Origin of the sequence: Pseudoalteromonas luteoviolacea, assembly GCF_021654285.1 — a bacterium.
Taxonomy (GTDB): domain Bacteria; phylum Pseudomonadota; class Gammaproteobacteria; order Enterobacterales; family Alteromonadaceae; genus Pseudoalteromonas; species Pseudoalteromonas luteoviolacea_J.
The window spans coordinates 75,883-95,139 of record NZ_JAKFZS010000015.1 but is presented as its reverse complement, the minus strand read 5'-3'; the positions used below and the strand labels follow the sequence as shown (position 1 = coordinate 95,139).

The 19,257-nt window shown below is 40.5% G+C and carries 15 protein-coding genes; 10 read left to right on the top strand and 5 right to left on the bottom strand.

The window, feature by feature from the left end; translation table 11 throughout:
• Window positions 1-56 precede the first annotated feature (56 nt).
• Genes L1077_RS15435 through L1077_RS15415 form a run of 5 tightly spaced genes read left to right on the top strand, consistent with a single transcriptional unit; the run spans window position 57 to window position 3,106 of the window.
• On the top strand, window positions 57-437 hold the full coding sequence (locus L1077_RS15435) for an ACT domain-containing protein (protein ID WP_237137733.1): 381 nt from the start codon (window positions 57-59) through the stop codon (window positions 435-437).
• On the top strand, window positions 437-943 hold the full coding sequence (locus L1077_RS15430; protein ID WP_237137732.1) for a PTS glucose transporter subunit IIA: 507 nt from the start codon (window positions 437-439) through the stop codon (window positions 941-943). Before L1077_RS15435 ends, L1077_RS15430 begins: the two co-directional genes overlap by 1 nt.
• Window positions 940-1,287, top strand: a complete 348-nt coding sequence (locus tag L1077_RS15425; protein ID WP_237137730.1) for an ArsC family reductase — start codon at window positions 940-942, stop codon at window positions 1,285-1,287. The genes L1077_RS15430 and L1077_RS15425 overlap by 4 nt, the downstream gene beginning before the upstream one ends.
• Window positions 1,284-2,432 carry a succinyl-diaminopimelate desuccinylase gene (dapE, locus tag L1077_RS15420; protein WP_237137728.1) on the top strand — a complete coding sequence of 383 codons (1,149 nt, stop codon included), beginning with the start codon at window positions 1,284-1,286 and terminating at the stop codon, window positions 2,430-2,432. The genes L1077_RS15425 and dapE overlap by 4 nt, the downstream gene beginning before the upstream one ends.
• Window positions 2,432-3,106 carry a M15 family metallopeptidase gene (locus tag L1077_RS15415; protein WP_237137726.1) on the top strand — a complete coding sequence of 225 codons (675 nt, stop codon included), beginning with the start codon at window positions 2,432-2,434 and terminating at the stop codon, window positions 3,104-3,106. The genes dapE and L1077_RS15415 overlap by 1 nt, the downstream gene beginning before the upstream one ends.
• Window positions 3,107-3,127: 21 nt before the next feature.
• On the opposite strand, the gene L1077_RS15410 is transcribed toward L1077_RS15415, so the two are convergent.
• Window positions 3,128-4,342 (bottom strand): pyridoxal phosphate-dependent aminotransferase, encoded by a 1,215-nt coding sequence (locus L1077_RS15410; RefSeq protein WP_211036305.1) that lies wholly within the window; start codon window positions 4,340-4,342, stop codon window positions 3,128-3,130.
• A gap of 148 nt (window positions 4,343-4,490) precedes the next feature.
• Window positions 4,491-4,835 (bottom strand): Hpt domain-containing protein, encoded by a 345-nt coding sequence (locus tag L1077_RS15405; protein WP_211036303.1) that lies wholly within the window; start codon window positions 4,833-4,835, stop codon window positions 4,491-4,493.
• Between the two features lie 129 nt (window positions 4,836-4,964).
• On the opposite strand from L1077_RS15405, the gene L1077_RS15400 reads away from it, so the two are divergent.
• The 3 genes from L1077_RS15400 to L1077_RS15390 all read left to right on the top strand — a co-directional run bounded on the left by L1077_RS15400 (window position 4,965) and on the right by L1077_RS15390 (window position 8,495).
• Window positions 4,965-5,570 carry a tRNA-uridine aminocarboxypropyltransferase gene (locus L1077_RS15400; RefSeq protein WP_237137724.1) on the top strand — a complete coding sequence of 202 codons (606 nt, stop codon included), beginning with the start codon at window positions 4,965-4,967 and terminating at the stop codon, window positions 5,568-5,570.
• A complete protein-coding gene (locus L1077_RS15395; RefSeq protein ID WP_237137721.1) occupies window positions 5,509-6,348 on the top strand; it encodes a CLCA_X family protein in 840 nt (279 codons plus the stop codon). The genes L1077_RS15400 and L1077_RS15395 overlap by 62 nt, the downstream gene beginning before the upstream one ends.
• A 122-nt stretch (window positions 6,349-6,470) precedes the next feature.
• Window positions 6,471-8,495, top strand: coding sequence for a hybrid sensor histidine kinase/response regulator (locus L1077_RS15390; protein WP_237137719.1), 2,025 nt, complete (start codon window positions 6,471-6,473; stop codon window positions 8,493-8,495).
• On the opposite strand, the gene L1077_RS15385 is transcribed toward L1077_RS15390, so the two are convergent.
• A complete protein-coding gene (locus tag L1077_RS15385) occupies window positions 8,492-10,960 on the bottom strand; it encodes an EAL domain-containing protein (protein WP_237137717.1) in 2,469 nt (822 codons plus the stop codon). The two genes, L1077_RS15390 and L1077_RS15385, sit on opposite strands and share 4 nt — an antisense overlap.
• A 180-nt stretch (window positions 10,961-11,140) precedes the next feature.
• Window positions 11,141-12,214, bottom strand: coding sequence for an iron-sulfur cluster carrier protein ApbC (gene apbC / locus L1077_RS15380; protein ID WP_237137715.1), 1,074 nt, complete (start codon window positions 12,212-12,214; stop codon window positions 11,141-11,143).
• Between the two features lie 192 nt (window positions 12,215-12,406).
• Between apbC and metG the strand changes: the two genes are divergently transcribed.
• Window positions 12,407-14,431 (top strand): methionine--tRNA ligase, encoded by a 2,025-nt coding sequence (gene metG, locus L1077_RS15375; RefSeq protein ID WP_237137713.1) that lies wholly within the window; start codon window positions 12,407-12,409, stop codon window positions 14,429-14,431.
• 251 nt (window positions 14,432-14,682) lie between these two features.
• Window positions 14,683-15,429, top strand: a complete 747-nt coding sequence (locus L1077_RS15370; protein WP_237137711.1) for a hypothetical protein — start codon at window positions 14,683-14,685, stop codon at window positions 15,427-15,429.
• A gap of 58 nt (window positions 15,430-15,487) precedes the next feature.
• Here the strand turns inward: L1077_RS15370 and L1077_RS15365 are convergent, their stop codons facing one another.
• Window positions 15,488-19,198 (bottom strand): sensor histidine kinase, encoded by a 3,711-nt coding sequence (locus tag L1077_RS15365; protein WP_237137709.1) that lies wholly within the window; start codon window positions 19,196-19,198, stop codon window positions 15,488-15,490.
• Window positions 19,199-19,257 lie beyond the last annotated feature (59 nt).

Here is a 19,257-nt window from a genome sequence, read left to right as displayed (position 1 = left end):
TCTTTTCCTTTTGCTTGCCTATACTATGAAAGAGTCGATGCAGTTAGAGCGCAAGTATGTCAAAACAAACGCTACAAATACTACAACAAGACTTTACGATTCATAGCCTAGATAGTGATGAGGTCATTCCTAGTAATGTGCTCAAATCTGATATCTTTTTTATCGCTAAAACAACAGAAGAGTTATCAATTGTTTGCCCTTCTGACATCAAAGTAGATAGCTTTGCCGCTGAGCCATACTGGAGGGCCATAGAGATAATCGGTCCGTTGGGGTTTTCACTAACTGGGATCATGTCCAACATTTCAGGTGTTTTAGCGAGTGCAAATGTGTCTATTTTTTCCATTTCAACATACGACACCGATTACATTTTAGTTAAAGAACAACAGCTAAATAATGCGATTCAAGCACTGAGAAAAGACGGTTACCTTTTTGTTTAATGATATTTTCTAAACCTATTAATTACGCACCAATTACGCAAATTGCCAATCCCCTGTTACATATTGCCAGCCCATTTACTGGTAAAGTTTTTCCATTGACAAACCACCCTGTGTCTCTGTTTTCAACAGGCATGATAGGCAGCGGCGTGTGTGTCAAAATGAACCAAGCACTGATGATGTCACCATGCAATGGCAAAATAATAAAAGTTGGTCAACAAGGGGGTGAGTTTGTGATCCGTGCAGAATCCGGATTGCAATTGCTATTGCACCTCAATATTCCGAATGAATATCGCAAAATGGAAAACCTTATTAAACACTGTGTTGGACAAAAACACATCATCACTGGCGATATTCTCTGTTATTTTGATATACCACAGGATTTGCCCATCACAGGCACACTCATAATTCTCAATGCAGATAAATTAGGCCCGTGTTATTATCCGCTAAATCAAGTCAACGCGGGCCAAGATCCGCTAATAACATTATCAAGAGCTAGTAAATTATGAGCATAGTTTTATACGGTATTCCAAATTGTGACACGATTAAGAAAGCGAAAAAGTTCCTACAAGAGCAAAATATTGGGTTTGCTTTTCATGATTACCGAAAAGACGGTTTAACGCCGGAGTTACTAGACAGCTTTGTGACAGAGCTAGGTTGGGAAACGGTATTGAATAAACGTGGCACCACATACAGAGCCCTTAGCGACGAGCAAAAACAAACACTTGATGAAGCGTCTGCCAAGCAATACATGCTCGACGCACCAGCGATGATCAAGCGCCCTATTTTACAAGTTGATTCGAAGCTACACATTGGTTTCAAAGCAGCGCAATATCAAGAGATTTTTAAATGAGCCAAACCCCACTTAGCGAAGTGCTTGAACTAGCCTCAGCCCTTATCCAACGCCAATCAGTCACACCTGAAGATGCCGGATGCCAAAGCTTAATGAATGGCCGTCTCGAAAAGCTGGGGTTTAATATTGAAGAGCTATTTTTTACTGATACACTCAACACATGGGCAAGAAAAGGCTCTGAAAGCCCACACTTTTGCTTTGCCGGACACACTGATGTTGTGCCAATTGGCAATGAAAAAGATTGGTGCCACCCACCATTTGCCGGTTTAGTTGAAGATGGAATTTTACACGGCAGAGGCGCTGCCGACATGAAAGGGTCGCTCGCGGCTATGGTTGTTGCGACAGAACGATTTATTGCAAAACACCCTAACCATCAAGGCTCGATCAGCTTTTTGATCACATCCGATGAAGAGGGGCCATTCGTAAATGGGACCACCAAGGTCGTCGATTTGCTTGAAGCACGCAACGAGAAAATTGATATGTGCCTTGTAGGTGAGCCTTCATCTAGAGAAACATTAGGCGATGTAGTCAAAAATGGTCGCAGAGGCTCCTTAACTGGCTATTTAACCGTGAAAGGCATTCAAGGCCACGTTGCTTATCCCCACCTTGCTAAAAACCCAATTCATGATGTGGCACCAGCACTTACTGAGCTGAGTACTAAGGAATGGGATACGGGCAACGCGTTTTTCCCTGCTACCAGTTTTCAAATCTCAAATATTAACGGTGGTACAGGGGCTGGCAATGTCATCCCAGGTACTGTTGATGTGCAGTTCAATTTCAGATTCAGTACAGAATCCACTGTTGAGCAGTTGCAAGACGGCGTAAATGCAATATTAAAAGCGCATAACCTAGATTATGAGCTCAACTGGACAGTGAATGGCCTACCCTTTTTAACCGAGCCAGGTGAGTTGCTCAACGTCACATTAGAAGCTATCAAAGAAGTCACAGGTATAAAAGCAAATCCTGAAACAACTGGTGGTACTTCAGATGGTCGATTTATTGCACAAACAGGCTGCAAGGTCATTGAACTTGGCCCTGTGAATAAAACAATCCACCAAGTAGACGAGCAAGTCTGTGCCCAGTCTCTAGACGATTTAGCGCTCATCTACGAGTCTATTCTTGAAAAGCTCTTGGTAAAAGCGTAATGAATAACATTGCGCTTCAAGCACTTGGATTAGACTCATCTCATTTAGTTGAGTATCAAAATAAGTTTGTCCACAAAGAGGTAATCAAGGACTTAGATGCCCTTAATAAAGCAGCAAAAACAGCTGGCTTTACGTTTTCGATTGCATCTGCACATAGAGGTTTCCAGCGTCAAGCCATGATTTGGAATGCTAAATTTAGTGGTAAACGTCCTATTCTTGATAAGAATAATGCACCTGTTGATATTCAACATCTCAGTGACGAAAAAATTGTTGAAGCAATAATGTTGTTTTCAGCCTTGCCAGGAACAAGCCGACATCATTTTGGCAGCGATCTGGATGTTTACGCCAGTAACTGCCTTGGAGCTGGAGAGTCATTGCAGCTTGAACCTTGGGAATATCAATCAGGCGGCCCATTTTATGAGTTTTCATGCTGGCTTGACGGGTCATTGTCACAATTCGGTTTTTTTAAACCGTACGATACATATCGAGGCGGAGTTGCTGCGGAGCCTTGGCATATAAGCCATCTAAAGACCGCGTATAAATTAGAGCAACATGTATCGCTAAATACAATTCAGCAAGTAATTTCTGAGCAGGATGTTCTTGGAAAGGAAGCGATATTAGCAAATTTACCAAAATTATATTCTCAGTTTATTACCAATATCGCAAAGGGCTAAACGCCCTTCTAAAAATAAAACTTACTGTCGATAATGATCAAAAAAACGGTGCATAGACTGTAATGCAGGCTCTAACTCATCTTTATGGGGCAAGAAAACCAACCTAAAATGATCAGGAGAAGGCCAATTAAAAGCTCGACCATGAACGAGCAGTATTTTCTCTTCCCTTAAAAGGTCAAGTACCATTAACTCATCGTTTTTAACGTTAAAGTGTTTTGTATCAACTTTCGCAAAGGCGTACAAAGCACCTTTTGGTTTTACACAGGAGATACCTTGAATTTCGTTCAACCCCTGCCATGCAATATTGCGTTGCTCATACAAACGCCCGCCGGGTAGCAGTAAGTCATCTATCGATTGCACACCACCTAAAGCCTGCTGTATCGCAAATTGTGCTGGTACATTGGCACACAAACGCATAGAAGCGAGCATGTTCAACCCTTCAAGTAAGTCACGCATGACAGAAATTTTACCACTTGCCACCATCCAGCCCATTCTAAGACCAGCGGCTCGGTACGTTTTAGCTAACCCATTGAACGTAATCACAGGTAAGTCATCACATAACGAACCTATCGAAAAATGTTCTGTACCATCAAAAAGTATTTTTTCGTAAATTTCGTCACTTAGAATCAGTAACTTATTCTCTCTGGCAATCTCGATAAGCTCTTGTAATAGCGCTTTGCTATACACAGCTCCCGTTGGGTTATTCGGATTAACTAATACCAGTGCCTTCGTTTTACTGGTGATCTTATCTTTGATATCGGCAATATCAGGGAACCAATCTGCACACTCATCACACATGTAGTGCACTGGCGCACCCCCTGCTAATTTAACAGAGGCAGTCCAAAGCGGGTAATCAGGAGCGGGGATCAATACTTCATCGCCGTCATTCAATAGAGCTTGCGTGACCATTTGGATCAACTCACTCACCCCATTGCCTATAAAGGTGTTATCAACGCTGATATTTGGAAAGTTTTTCTGCTGATAGTATTGGTAAACAGCGACACGTGCTGAGTACAATCCCTTTGAATCACAGTACCCCTGCCCGTCTCGCAAATTTCTAATAATGTCACGGTGCATGTCTTCAGGCATATCAAAGCCAAATGCTGCTGGATTACCAATATTGAGCTTTAAGACTTTGACGCCCTCATCTTCCATTTTTTGTGCTTGTGACAGAACGGGCCCACGAATGTCATAACACACCCCATTTAATTTATTGCTTTTACTTATTTTATTCATAATATTCCCCTCAATCCAAACTTAGCATAACGATGAATGAGGGGTTTTGAAAGAGTCAATTGCAGGATTATTTAATTGCAGTGTGATTAGGGCAATACGCCTTATTATGTATATTTCTATAGCGCCATTAACAAGCTAAGCGCCCTATTTACACACTAGACGTCAACCACCTTTGTAAAAGCGCTTTAGAGGCATCTACCTCTGAGCACAGAACACTTACTTGCGTTTTAGCATGCGCTATATTATTTTCGACTAATGACATTTCAATCGTTCTAGCCACGTCAGCTAGGCTCATTGCACCAAATTGTGCCGCGTTTGATTTCAGGCTGTGCGCATTTCTTGTTGCCGCTTCTAAGTCATTATCAATAGTTTCCTTAACCTCATTTGCCAGACGATCAAATTCGCTTAGACAAAACTCTAACGTATCATTAAATTGCTCTCCAAGCAGTGCCTGCATGTTCTCTAAGCAAGTTTCATCAATTCTAGTATCCATAAAAGTCCTTTATTGCCTATTGCCCGTATATCAAGTTATAACTATATGCTAGTTAAGAGTATCAACAAGAGCAAAGCCATCTATAAATTATGTTAAGATATATACCAATGTAACCTGTTCTAAGCCCATATGAAAAGAAGTACCTGCAATATTTGCCATTTTTCGATTAAAACATGCGTATGTCACTATATAAGCCCTGTGATTACCAATAAAACGACGATCATAATATTGCAGCACCCAAGCGAAGTCTGTGTAGCAAAAAATACAGTTAGACTGCTAAACCTTCAACTCGATAACATTCAAATATACGAAGGCGAGAGCCCGTCTGATTTTTTTATCCCACAAAAAATAGCCACTTCAAGTCATTGCGCTTTGCTATTTCCAGGCGAAAATGCGCTTCAGGTTGAAAATATTGATAAAAATTTGACCCCGATAGACACGCTTTTCGTATTAGACGGAACTTGGAAAAAAGTAAATAAAATTGCCATGCTAAACCCTTGGTTAGGTGACCTTCAAAAGGTCTCATTTTCACAGTTACCAGAAAATAAGTATTCGATTAGAAAAGCTGAACAATCGTACAGTTTATCAACCCTAGAAGCATGCGCACATTTCTTATCCTGTTACGAATCATTAAACGTAAAGCCGCTACATGATTTGCTCGCAGGTATGATACATGAGCAGACAAAGTTTATGCCCGCAGACGTTAAACAACGATACTTCAATGAAGAGCACTAGATTACACAGGCACTTCAAGCGCACCGGACCGGATTATCGGTTTGGTGATCAAGTTTGTTTTGACGAATTGAAAACAACATTTGGCTTTAAAACGATTATTTTAGGGAATTGGGTTACCAAAGAAGAACAATACCTAAGTGCCAATTTAATCTATGATTCACTGGCTGATCTTGCCCAAATACTCTCTCTTCCTCCCACCGCAATTGGCCTAAGAGGTACTTTGAACCTCGCGTTTGGCAGTGGTGGCCAAAAGGGGGGGCAGGCTCACTATGCCCCATCTACTAGAACCTTAGCGCTTGCAAAAAATGCTGGTGGTGGTGCGCTTGCTCATGAGTGGTGGCATGCATTTGATCACTATATCTGTAAGCACCTGTTTGGGTTTAGTAAGGCCAACGACTTTGCTTCATCGCTTTGGCTCACAAATTCTCCAGAGACAGTTCATCCACTCAATCAGCTGCTAGACCAAGTCTATAAAAGTATTTTACTTAGCAGTGATGGCAATAAACCAAGTGCCTTTTTTCAAAGAGGAATTCATTTAGACAAACAAGCACATCAGCTCTACTATAGTTTGCCGCAAGAGCTCACAGCACGTGCTTTTGAGTGTTTTGTTGCACACCAATCTAGCATTCAAAACGAATTTTTAGTATCTGATGTCATCAACTCTAAGTTGGATCGCGCCGGAGGATTCCCCCTCCCCCATGAGATTCAACCGATAACCAAAAATATTGAACGCTACTTTCATACGTTAGGTCATGCACTGCATTCCCAATCTAATTAACGTAAATATAATCACCCAGCCAATTGATTATTAAAAATATTAATATATTATTCATCTAACGACAGCTTTTAGATTTAATCTATTTCAGTGTAATTTGAACTAGTTCAAAAGGATTTAACTTGGTGAGTTTTTTAAGGCAATTTCATAATATTGTATCAAAACAAGAGTTGAGCACCGAGGAAAAAATCCAATCATTACTGCGGTTTGGACTCGACGTTTTTGACCTAGAAATAGCAATTGTCAGTCAGGTTATAGATGATAAATACACCATTTTGTATGTCGAGTCAGATAGCCCTTCACTCACACCAAACTGCCAATTTGACTTAGCAGGCACATACTGTACTCACACTTTAAAAGCCAAAAAAGCGCTGTCATTTCACCATGCAGGTTCGAGCAACATTGCTTCTCATCCTTGCTATCAAAACTTCCAATTAGAATCCTACATCGGTGCACCGATACGCATTGCAAATCAGACATTTGGAACTATAAACTTCTCTGCGGCTAAGGTCAGTAACCCTTTTACAGCAGAGCACATTGACTATGTAGAGTTATTTGCTCAGTGGCTAGGGTGCGAACTGGCAAGAATGGAGTCTGAAAGCAAATTCAAGATAAACTACAAAACGCTCGCAAAAATGGAACAAGTTGCGTCAATGGGCAGTTGGCGAATTGATATATCTTCTAATCAAGTATTTTGGAGCGATGAAGCTAAGCGGATCCACCAACTAGAGTTAAACTCGACACTATCACTCAGTGAATGGTTTGCACTCATCAGCAAAGGTTCGTATCGCAAAGCATTTTCCAGAGCCATTGATAATGCCTTGAATAACGGCTTGTCATGGGAATTAGAATTACAAGTCACAACCAAACTAAACCAAGAAATTTGGGTGTCATGTCACGGGGAAAGAATCATTGATCAAGATGGGGAAATGTATCTAATTGGTTCAATACAAAACATTACCAAAGATGTCGAACTAAGAAATAACCTACAACAACAAAAATTAGACGCCGAGAAATTGCTAAATGAGCGCAGCTTACTTTTGGCGAAAATAAGCCATGAAATGAGAACCCCATTAAACGGGATCAATGGCATGCTGTTAAGCGCCATGGATGAAACGGATAAAAATAAGATTACAGAACACCTTCAACTGGCGCTACGCAGCACAGACATTTTAACTGGTCTGGTAAACGAAATTTTAGACTTTTCAAAAATATCTCAAGAAGGCCTTTCTTTAACTCATCAAGATTGCAACATCCCTCCCTTAATCGATGACCTTGTAGAATTATATAAACAGCTGGCAAGCAACAAAGGCATTGATTTTTGCTCTGACATCAAACTACCTAAAACATGCTGGGTAACATGTGATCCACTGAGACTCACTCAAATTATCACTAATCTTATTAGTAACGCCGTCAAATTTACGGAATATGGCAGCGTGAGCCTCAAAGTCTATTCTCAATCTCGCGCTGATGGCGTCAATCTTTTTATTGATGTGAATGACACAGGTATAGGCATGTCACCCACAAGCATCCAGTATTTATTTGAACCATTTAAACAAGGGGAAAACGAAATAGGTAGTTATTTTGGCGGAACTGGGCTTGGTATGTCCATTGTTAAAGAGCTGATAGATCTCATGCAAGGCACAATTAATATTACCAGCGCTTTGCAAAAAGGCAGCCAATTTAGTGTATTTATCCCGTTAAAATTAGTGCCTAAACCCGCTATTGAAAAACCACTAAAACAGCATAGTTTTGACGCATCTAGCTTGAATGTGCTCGTTGTGGAAGACAACCTGATTAATCTAAAAGTGATGAAAGCATTTTTAAATAAATTTAATATTTCCCCGCATACTGCAAGCAATGGTGAGATTGCGATAAAACACTGTGAACAGAATAAGTACGACATCATATTCATGGACAGTATGATGCCGGTTATGGATGGACTCACAGCTGCAAAAATTATTTTTGACCGTAAACTCCTTCCACATCATGCTACCATTATCGCTATGACAGCAAACACGGATGAGCTCAGCAAAAGACACCTATCTGAGGTGGGAATGACGGATATGCTGCCAAAGCCCATTGACTTTATGACACTCGGCAACTTAATCTCCAACTGCCTTGAAACTATGTCTGTAAGTAACACTTAAGATGTGAGGTAATGAATAACGTCCTCAACCTCAATCATTCTATGCAGCCATTTTTTGTAATCTTCAAAAGGTAGTGGCCTTGAAATAAAATATCCTTGCCCAATATCGCACTGATACTGTTGCAACTGACGATAGCTTTGCTCACTTTCAATTCCCTCAGCAACAACAACTGATCCTAAACTGTGCGCCATATCACAAGTGGCTTTACAAATTGTTTGATTGGTCCTCGAACTTTCTACGTCCATAACAAAGCGTTTATCTATTTTCAATTTATCAAATCCAAGCTGACTTAAATAAGCCAGTGATGAATAACCAGTACCAAAATCATCTATCGCTACTCTCAGCCCTATGCTTCGATAATCACCTAAAGTATCAAACAACGTGTTTTCATTCTCCACTGTCGCTGACTCAGTCACCTCCAAGACAATTTGTGTCGGTACTAAGGTATATTGATTCACTAACTCAATAAGTTGCACCGTTAGCTCTTTACGACCTACATCTTTACCTGAGATATTCAGAGATAAGGTATGATCAGGTAACAATTGAACAAGCTCAGCTTGCTGCTTTAATCCGGTTTCGATCACCCATTCAGTGAGTTCGTAGATAATACCCGAAGACTCAGCAACAGGAATGAACTCACTGGGCGGCACAACACCTAGCTCTGGGTGATGCCACCTTAATAATGCTTCTGCACCGTATACACGACCAGTTCCAAGACGAAGCTGAGGTTGAAGGTATAGACTAAGCTGCTCTCGCTCAATAGCCACCTTTAGCGCGGAAGCAATTTTTATGCGCCTTTGAGAGACGATTGAATTGCCAAAGTCAAATAGCTGCCACTTGTGAGTCCCTGCGGGCTTTGCAGCCATTGCCTGCATTGCACACTGTATTAATGAGTCGGCATTTGTGGCATGAATTGGATTGCTCGCCACCCCTATTTCAAGTTGATCTACCAATAAATCGCCTCCAAAATCAACACCTTCCTCAAAGCTAGCAGATAAAACACAAACAAACTGCTCTACTTGGCTAAGTTCAAACTTCCCGAGTAACACAATTGCGAACAATGAATCATCTAGTCGATAAATCGCTGTATGCACATTATCATGTCCTGCAATGACAGTGTTACCATAAGTATTTAACTGCTCACCCACTTTCATCAGTAACTTTTTTAGGTGAGCGTTAGCATAGCTCCAGCCCATATTTAATCGAATGGTTTGCAAAACCAGAGGACGAAAAAGAAGCAATGTATGATCTTTTTGACTTTTACCTAAGCCGTCTAAACTCTGCTGCAACATATAGCGATTAGGGGCGCCTGTATCTTTGTCATGCGTGGCGTAGAACAATAGTTGTTTTTTCTTATTTTTATCATGCCAGTACAGGTATGCCGCAAGTAAAACAACATGTAGCGTGATAAATACCTGGTTGAGTACAGATGGATCAATCGACACATACATTCCAAATTGATTCATAACAACATACATTTTAAAGATAAAAATAGGCAACCAAGCAATAACAATCGCCACTACCTCACGCTTATGTTCATAAAACTGATTTTGTAATACCAAAATATACAATAAGAAACAGATCAAGCTACCGAGTAGGTGGAAGACAAGAGAGTGCTGCGCATTTAAGGGAGATATCAAAACAGCTAACCCAGCAAGTGCCCAAATAGACGCACTGACGAGTCTGGTATATTTGGGGTCACAGCGTTTAACCACGACAAAATAATTCAGAAAAAGTATCGCAAAAATCAAAGAAAGTAGATATATTTGGCTTTGATACACTGCAAAATAGCTTGCCAATTCACTTGGGAAAATTAAGTTGTTGGCCCCATTATATGCGCCTGTTTGGATGCTAACACAGACAAAATAAGCGGCTAAAACCGCTAGCCCTTTTCGTGACTGACTTATCGCCATCAACAACACAAAAAAAGCTATGAAATAATGGATACCACTGCTAACACCAGCAATAAACAACCGCGAATTAAGTGCCTCTCTATACTGTTCCAACGACATCACAGATAAAGATAACATGCCACTATATTTCGCTTGCACTTTAATATAGACATCATAGCTCTGATTGTCGGCTGATAATGTGATGGAAGGCAATATGTGAAGGTTTGGCGCAAGATGCGCTAGCTCTGGTGAAACAAACTTATATGCTGCCACCTTACCGCTAGCAACCTGATACAACTTGAGAGTTCCCTCAATGGAACCTAAAACAACTAACGACTCGTTAGCTAGCTCACTGACACTCGCGACTTTTATCCAAAGTGTCTCACCTTTAACAAAGCGAATTTCTCCCTTAGTTTGAGTAAAGCTCGCTGAACGATCAATGATAGAATCTATGGTCAATTGGTTTGATGTATCTGAAACTTGCTCAATGATATAATTTTGAGATGCAAACGAGCCATAGCTACAAATCAAAAGCATGCAAAACAAAGCTATGTTCTTAACATACAACCACATACCCACCTCCTTGAGTAAGTGATTTCGATTGCCTATAGCCTAGGCCATCACAAACATGTCAACTTTAATGTCAATTCAACCAGACACCCCTAAAAACCACATGTATAAGTATGATGACTAACAACACAATTACCAGTACTCAAGAGAAATAAAATCCCCAACATCATATAAAATAGACAATTAGTCGTCAGAAAAAGTAATTTCGACAGCTGATGTCTCAGCTGATTGCAGGTGCAGCATACTACTCAAAAGCTGTGCACAATAAACATAATGATCAGCCACCTTAGTGCCTTGAGAAATTAAGTTTTCCCCTTTTTCTGACTCTTCTCTAATTTTAATATCTAGTGGGATCTCAGCCAATAAAGGCACACCGTGACGCGCCGCTAACTCACTGCCGCCATCAGCGCCAAAAAGCGCGTTTTTCTCACCACAGTGCTGACAGTTAAAGTAACTCATATTTTCAACAAGCCCTATTATGGGCAAATTAACTTGCGCAAACATGGCAATGCCTTTTTGTGCATCTGCTAGCGCTAAGTCTTGTGGCGTTGTGACAATGACCGCACCACTGGCTGGTAACTTTTGCGTCATAGTAAGCTGAATATCACCTGTTCCTGGAGGCATATCAACAATAAGGTAATCCAACTCACCCCAGTCGGTTTCATTAAGCAACTGACTTAATGCCTGCGACGCCATTGGCCCTCTCCATACCGTTGCATTTTCGGCTGGTACCAAGTAACCAATAGACATTGTATTTAATCCATATTTTTGCATTGGGTTCAGTGTTTTATCATCTTTCGCAGTAGGTTGCTCACCAACCAAACCCAATAATGATGGAATAGAAGGTCCATAAATATCTGCATCAAGTAATCCTACTTTTGCCCCTTCTTGTTCGAGTGCTAATGCTAGGTTTACTGCGGTTGTTGATTTACCCACTCCGCCTTTACCGGAAGCAATAAGCACAATATGCTTTATTTTCTTAAATTTGTATGTAGCAGGAATACTGGTTTCGATGGCAATAGCGACTTCTTCTATTTTATTTTTATGTAGATATTGCTCAAGCTGCTTTTGTTGAGTGGACGCAGCAAAAGGAAGCGTAATTAATACACGATATTGCGACTTACTTTTCTCAATTGAAGAGATCCACTCACTTTGGACCCCGATCGGAAAAATCGCACTGCGATAGCTATTTAATAGCTTCATAATCTCAGTTTGCTGTGGATCTTCTTTACTAAAAAACTTCTTGATGCCAAACATACAAATAAAACGCCATCAGGTGATGAAAAGAACGCAGGAATTATGTAACATTCGATAAATTAAGACCAGTCAAAATCGCGTTATTTGGGCATAATCCAGTTGGTCAGAATATTTGTATTTAATTTAACCGTCAAATTGAATACAAAGTGACACTGGCGTTAGCCGATGCGGCTAATTAACCTTGGGAAAACTATGACAAAGAGAAAAATTCTCATCACAAGTGCATTACCATATGCAAATGGCCCAACTCATTTAGGGCACTTACTTGAATACATTCAGACTGATATTTGGTCACGCTTCCAAAAAATGCGTGGCCATGAGGCATACTATGTTTGTGCTGACGATGCACACGGTACTCCGATCATGCTGAACGCGCAAAAGCAAGGTATCACACCTGAAGAAATGGTTAAGAATGTCAGTATTGAAAGACAGCGTGACTTTGCTGATTTCAATATTGTTTTTGACAATTACCACAGCACACATAGCGATGAGAACAAAGCTCTTAGTGAACTTATCTATACTCGACTAAATGATAAGGGCCACATCAAAAAGCGTACTATTTCGCAGTTGTTTGACCCAGAGAAAAATATCTTTTTACCAGATAGATTCGTAACTGGTACCTGCCCTACATGTGATGCAGTAGATCAAAACGGTGATAGCTGTGATGCCTGTGGCGCAACATACAGTCCAACAGAACTAAAAGACCCTCGCTCAGCAATGTCTGGTGCAACGCCCGTTTTAAAAGACTCAGAACACTACTTCTTTGATCTGCCTGCTTTTGAAGGCATGCTAAAAGAGTGGCTACACTCTGGTAGTTTACAAGCCGAAATGGCAAACAAGCTGGAAGAGTGGTTTGCTGAAGGTCTTCAGCAATGGGATATCAGCCGTGATGCACCTTATTTTGGTTTTGAAATTCCAGGCGCGCCAGGCAAATACTTCTACGTGTGGCTAGATGCACCGATTGGTTACATGGCAAGCTTTAAAAACTTATGTGACAAGAGTGGTATCGACTTTGACGCATTCTGGGGCAAAAACTCAGACGCGGAGCTATATCACTTTATCGGAAAAGACATCATTTACTTCCACAGCCTATTTTGGCCTGCAATGCTAGAGGGCGCAGAATTTAGAAAGCCGACCAACGTATTTGCCCACGGGTTCGTTACTGTAAACGGTGCCAAGATGTCTAAGTCGAAAGGTACCTTTATCAAAGCGCGTACTTATCTTGAGCATTTAGACCCTGAGTACTTGCGTTATTACTACGCTGCGAAGCTAAACAGCGGTATCACTGACTTAGACTTGAACTTAGAAGATTTCGCACAACGTGTAAACTCTGACCTTGTCGGTAAAGTTGTGAACATTGCAAGTCGCTGCGCTGGATTTATTACTAAGAAGTTTGCTGGTAAGTTAAACGACAATATCATGGACGAAGCGCTTTTAGCAGAGTTCAGTGCTGTTTCTGATACCATTGCAAGCCATTTTGAGAATCGTGAATATAGCCGTGCTATTCGCGAGATCATGACGCTTGCTGACAAAGCAAACCAGTTCATTGATGCTGAAGCTCCTTGGGTATTAATCAAAGACGAAGCGACTCATGAGCGCGCACATCAGGTATGTTCACTTGGTTTGAATATGTTCAAGATTATCCTGACTTACTTAAAACCAGTATTACCTGGCATGAGTGCAAACGTCGAGCAATTCCTTGCAACAGAACTTACTTGGGAAACAGTCTCTAAGCCATTAGTTGGCCATGAAATTAATAAGTTTAAAGCGTTAATGCAGCGTGTTGATTTAGATAAGGTAAATGCAATGGTAGACGCATCTAAAGAAAGCTTAGAAGCAGCTAAACCAGCTATAGATCCAAATAGCCCGCTAGCTAAAGAGCCAATCGCAGACGAAATTGAATTCAATGACTTTGCTAAAGTTGACTTACGTGTCGCTAAAATCGCCAAAGCTGAGCATGTTGAAGGAGCAGAAAAACTACTTAAATTGACGTTAGATTTAGGTGGTGAAACGCGTCAAGTATTCGCTGGTATCAAGTCAGCCTATGCACCAGAAGACATTGAAGGCAAGTTAACTGTGATGGTAGCAAACCTTAAGCCACGTAAGATGCGCTTCGGTATGTCTGAAGGCATGGTTTTAGCCGCAGGTCCAGGTGGTAAAGAAATTTATATCTTAAACCCTGACGAAGGTTCTGAGCCAGGTATGCGTGTAATGTAATACAATTCATTGAGGGCATGAAGCTTTATTTCATGCCTTCATTTTAGGCTGATTTCTATTTAAATCTAACGCCTTTTGCGACAAAATTCAGAATAAACACACTCTAATTTATACCCTTTATACTTAATTATTTTAATTGTTTAAATACTTTTGAAAGTATAATAACACATCAACAAATACTACCTACCCCTTTAAATAATATCATGTGCACGCTAAAGTAAATTCTCACAACATGTAAAAAGGAATGTAAAATGAGAATTAATCGAGTATTACCTTTGGCGATCATAATAAATACATCTGCTTTAGCATCATCAATCATACACGATACTGATGGCACGCCCGGTAGAGTCACTTATTATAACCAAACTGCACTGAATGTAATGGTGACCCAGTCGAGCTCTGCATACGACATCCGTGTTTATGCTCCATATCCAGGTAACGAACTCCCCTGCCATCACGCCGAAATTTTCGAAAAGTACACGCATACTCATCTCGCTGATGTGCAAATAAATGGAAGCATTTTAACCGCTCAACTTGAACGTGGCCACGAACACAAAGAAAAGTATATTGAGGTGCAGTGCATCGATAACTCAAATTTATCAGTACGATTAAGGCATAACATTGCCCCAGCACCTAAAATCAAATTAAAAAGCAAAATGACAGCATCTCACTGGCAAGATGGCGATCATCTTTATCCGGGTTTTTATCAGGATGTACGCTATCAAGCTACTTTAAACATTGATAACAGCGAAGAGACTGGTTTTTGTACAGCTTCAAGTATTGAAAGTGACGCACCATTAAAACTAGGGCCATGGCACAGTGATGGTTTTATAAATGATATTATCTCTTTTGATGAGCCTACCTATTATGATGCAAGAACAGCAACAATATCAGCACAAATAATCTGTAGAAATACAGGCGGTACAACTCGAATGGTCGAGACTTGGAAACTAAATCAAAACAATATCACTCGTAATATATCTACCTATATAAATTAATCCTTTAAAATATATTAACTCTAGCCCTGTATAAAATATGATTTAACATGGGCTAGCATTAATTAGAGCCTGTTTTTTTTTCATTCATACGTGCTGCTGGCACTTTCAACTTCACCTCTAGGCCTTTATTAGGTTTTGACCAAGCTGATATCTCTCCTTTAAGTAACTGTGTGACTAAGTTATAAACAATATGCATACCTAAACCACACCCCCCTTGACTGCGTTTAGTGGTAACAAATGGGTCGAACATTGTTTGTAAGTTACCCGCGCTCATTCCCACACCATCGTCTTTATAAACCAACGACCAATAGCCGTCTATTTGATGGACTATTACACTCACCCCACCAGAGTCTTTGCCTTCAAAGCCATGTAATATCGAGTTGTTATATAAATTGGTTAGGATTTGATATAAAGCGCCGGGATAAGTATCTACATTCACCTCCTCATCTCCTTCGATATCCAAAGTTATTTGCTTGCCATTTGCCAAAGGGCTTAAAGACTTAAATACATCCTCAACATAACATTTTACGTTTATCTCTCGTTGGACTTCACTGGAGTGATCAACCGCAACTTGCTTAAAGTTGCTAATTAACTCTTTGGCTCGGTCAAGGTTACGGCTCATCAATAAGTAGCCCTCTTGTTGCTCTTCAATAGACTGCTCTAAATCAGACTGCTTAAGCGTCTGATTTTTTAATTTAGTCGCGACTTGTTGCAAGCTTTCTTGGTTATACGAAATTGCCGTAATCGAAATACCAAGTGGAGTATTAATCTCATGGGCAATACCAGCAACAACATTACCAAGTGAGGCCATCTTTTCACTCTCAATAAGCTCTTGCTGCGTTCTTTTGAGCTCAATCATCGCCTGCTCTAGCTTCTGGTTCTTTTGATAAAGTTCATCAGTGCGCACCGCAACTTTAATTTCTAAATCTTCATTTAAAGCCTGAAGTGCATTCTGGTGTGCTTTGAGCTCAGCGATGTCTTTTAACGCACCGGCCAGCCGTTTAACCTTGCCATGACTGTCTCTGCTAACAACCTTGCCTCGCTCCAATACCCATGTCCATTGTTCATCAATCGTTTTAACTCTAATTGCAATCTCATACGTATCTTGCTCACCTTCAAGACAAGCTTCGAGTTTTTCTTCCCAAGCAATGTAATCTTTTGGATGTATAAACTGCACAGCATCATGAACGGACATCTCTGACTTGCAGTGTCCATATTCAATTCGGGGTTTAACACTGTGACGATAAATTTTGTCTGTATCAATATGCCAATCCCACATTTCATCCTGACTGGCCCACAAAGAAAGCTCTAAACGCTCCTGCAATTCATTCATTATTTTATTATCATTAACAACCTGTAAGAATCGCTTTTGTCGCTGCCTAAACCACATAACAAGAAGAAGTGATAAAAGAATGAAATAAAGTGTTTTAGTCAGGTTACTCCACCACCACGGCGCATTAATTTTTATATCAAAATGATGAACAGGAGATGTTTGATTAAAACGATTAATTGTATAAGCCTGAACTTGATAATTGCCTGGGTTCAACTTGAGCAAATTAATTTGCCTAACCCCGTCAGCAAGCTTAAGCCACTGCTCACTGAGTCCAATGATGCGATAGTAAAACCTAAGTCCTTCAGAGCCATAATCCAAACTTGAGTAATGCAACGACACAATATCTTGGTCATATTCAAGTTCGAGGAAAGTGGTGAGCTCGGGTGCTAATTTTAATTCTTTATTTATCGACGGGTGTAATGTTTTGCCCAATAACTCTATATTAGAAGTCAATAGTGGCCTAATTATCGGAGATATGGTTATTTGCTCAGGATGAAATTGATTAAACCCATTTGACCCGCCAATGAATACTCGTCCGTCTGGTGCTAGCCAGCTCGCATTATAATTAAACTCATTGCCTTGTACGCCATCTACAGGTAAGAAATTATCAATTTTAAAATCATGAATATTGATCCGTGACAAACCACCACTCGTGCCTAGCCAAATATGATCTTGCTCGTCATACAAAAGGGCCCAAATTGCGCTATTTGCTATCCCGTCCTGTCTTTTAATGGTTCTAACCACAGAAAACGTATTATCAATAACAGAAATGCCCGTTTCACTTCCAGCCCAGATCCGACCAAAACTATCAGCTTGCAACATAAATACGATATCAGAAGCCAAAGCATCTGCAATAGTAAGTTGTATTAAGCTGCCCTCCTCATATTTGAAAAGCCCATCACCGATACTGCCAAATATAATCGCATTACCTTGAGGCAGTAGTGATGAAACGTGGCTGGGCGCATTCTCCATGTTTAAAAATGGCTCTAACTTGTTTGATGATTCGTTAAAAAATAACAAACCCATTGAGCGCGAGCTCACCAAAATTCGACCTTGAAACTCAATGATGTCATTAAAACTCAACTCAGGGCCTTTACCGACATCGGGAATAATATTCAATAATGTTCCGTCATCTAAGTTAAACCGATAAATCCCCAATCCACGTGTTGCAATCCACATATATTGGTCGCGAATATACAACTTAGTTATAAACGCACTCTCAACAACCGAGAGATTAGGGAAAACTAGATGCCCCTCTTTAAATCCTGTTCCATCGAAAAAATACAAGCCTGAAGAGGTTGCCAGCCAAAGTCTATCAAACCTATCTAATGCAAAATTTCTAATATCAGGCTCAGGCAATGGGCTATGAGGATAGTTAAAAGCACTGATATGACCGAAGTTCTCACTTAATTGGCTAATGAAATGTAACCCACCTGTCTCAGTACCAAACCATAGATCTTGATTACTGTCGACCAGTACAGACATGATGCTGTTGTCTTGTAAGCCAAGTCCCTGACCTTCATGCTTAAACCAGTGCTTTTTAAAATTACCATTTAAGTCGTATAAATAAACACCATAATTACTGCCAACGAATAATTTCCCTGTTGATATGTGCAAATTGTTCAATTCAAGCCCAGCTCCGGCACCGACTGAGATCTCCCATAGAACACGCTCATATAATGTGTCATAACTGAGCAATTGATTTTCTTTGGTGATCAGAAAAACGCGTTCTCCGCGCAAGGCCAGATACTTAAACTCTCCTGCGAGCAGCAAATCACTTTTCTTAGACTGCAGATTAAGCGTACTGAAGCCGCTTTCCGTGATATAAAAGACTTGATTATTGTAGGCAATCGCATGGCTAGGAAAACGGCCGGCTAAATCTAGCGCAACCGGCTCTAGTGTCACTTTGTCGATAAGATAAAAAGCATGATTTTCAGTGGTGACCGAAATGTAATTACCACTGCAATTAAGTGTTTTTACTCTGTCTGAAGTAATAGCTCGGTAATTTTCCTCTAAAAAACTTTGAAAACGTCCTGTCACTGTATGATATGCACTGAGCCCTGTACTCGTGCCTATCCAAACTGTTTCCCCACTATGACACAACCCTGTCACAAACGAACCAGCTAGCTCGTTTGGGTTTTGTTGCGTACTGCTAAATTGTTTAAATTCATGGCCGTCAAAACGATTAAGCCCAGCCTGAGTACCAATCCATATGTAACCCAGCTGATCTTCAGTAAGTGCCATGATGGTAACTTGACTGAGGCCTGACTCATAGTCAAATCGCCTCATAACTTGAGAGGTATCCGTAAAGACAGGGTTTGCCGCCGTAACAAAAACAGCACACAACAAAAAAATACAAAGGGCACCCTGGACAAAAGGCTTAATAACCCGTGTTAATCCTATACACATCACATACAAGCGCTGTATTAAAAGCATAAATGCCACTTAAGTCTCTATACTTAAACGTAACTATAGCAAAAGCTACGTGTAGCGCT

Excerpts from the sequence above, each read along its gene's own strand:
- L1077_RS15435 (WP_237137733.1), top strand. The coding sequence starts at position 57 with ATGTCAAAACAAACGCTACAAATACTACAACAAGACTTTACGATTCAT.
- L1077_RS15430 (WP_237137732.1), top strand. The coding sequence starts at position 437 with ATGATATTTTCTAAACCTATTAATTACGCACCAATTACGCAAATTGCC.
- L1077_RS15425 (WP_237137730.1), top strand. The coding sequence starts at position 940 with ATGAGCATAGTTTTATACGGTATTCCAAATTGTGACACGATTAAGAAA.
- dapE (WP_237137728.1), top strand. The coding sequence starts at position 1,284 with ATGAGCCAAACCCCACTTAGCGAAGTGCTTGAACTAGCCTCAGCCCTT.
- L1077_RS15415 (WP_237137726.1), top strand. The coding sequence starts at position 2,432 with ATGAATAACATTGCGCTTCAAGCACTTGGATTAGACTCATCTCATTTA.
- L1077_RS15410 (WP_211036305.1), bottom strand. The coding sequence starts at position 4,342 with ATGAATAAAATAAGTAAAAGCAATAAATTAAATGGGGTGTGTTATGAC.
- L1077_RS15405 (WP_211036303.1), bottom strand. The coding sequence starts at position 4,835 with ATGGATACTAGAATTGATGAAACTTGCTTAGAGAACATGCAGGCACTG.
- L1077_RS15400 (WP_237137724.1), top strand. The coding sequence starts at position 4,965 with ATGAAAAGAAGTACCTGCAATATTTGCCATTTTTCGATTAAAACATGC.
- L1077_RS15395 (WP_237137721.1), top strand. The coding sequence starts at position 5,509 with ATGAGCAGACAAAGTTTATGCCCGCAGACGTTAAACAACGATACTTCA.
- L1077_RS15385 (WP_237137717.1), bottom strand. The coding sequence starts at position 10,960 with ATGTGGTTGTATGTTAAGAACATAGCTTTGTTTTGCATGCTTTTGATT.
- apbC (WP_237137715.1), bottom strand. The coding sequence starts at position 12,214 with ATGTTTGGCATCAAGAAGTTTTTTAGTAAAGAAGATCCACAGCAAACT.
- metG (WP_237137713.1), top strand. The coding sequence starts at position 12,407 with ATGACAAAGAGAAAAATTCTCATCACAAGTGCATTACCATATGCAAAT.
- L1077_RS15370 (WP_237137711.1), top strand. The coding sequence starts at position 14,683 with ATGAGAATTAATCGAGTATTACCTTTGGCGATCATAATAAATACATCT.
- L1077_RS15365 (WP_237137709.1), bottom strand. The coding sequence starts at position 19,198 with ATGCTTTTAATACAGCGCTTGTATGTGATGTGTATAGGATTAACACGG.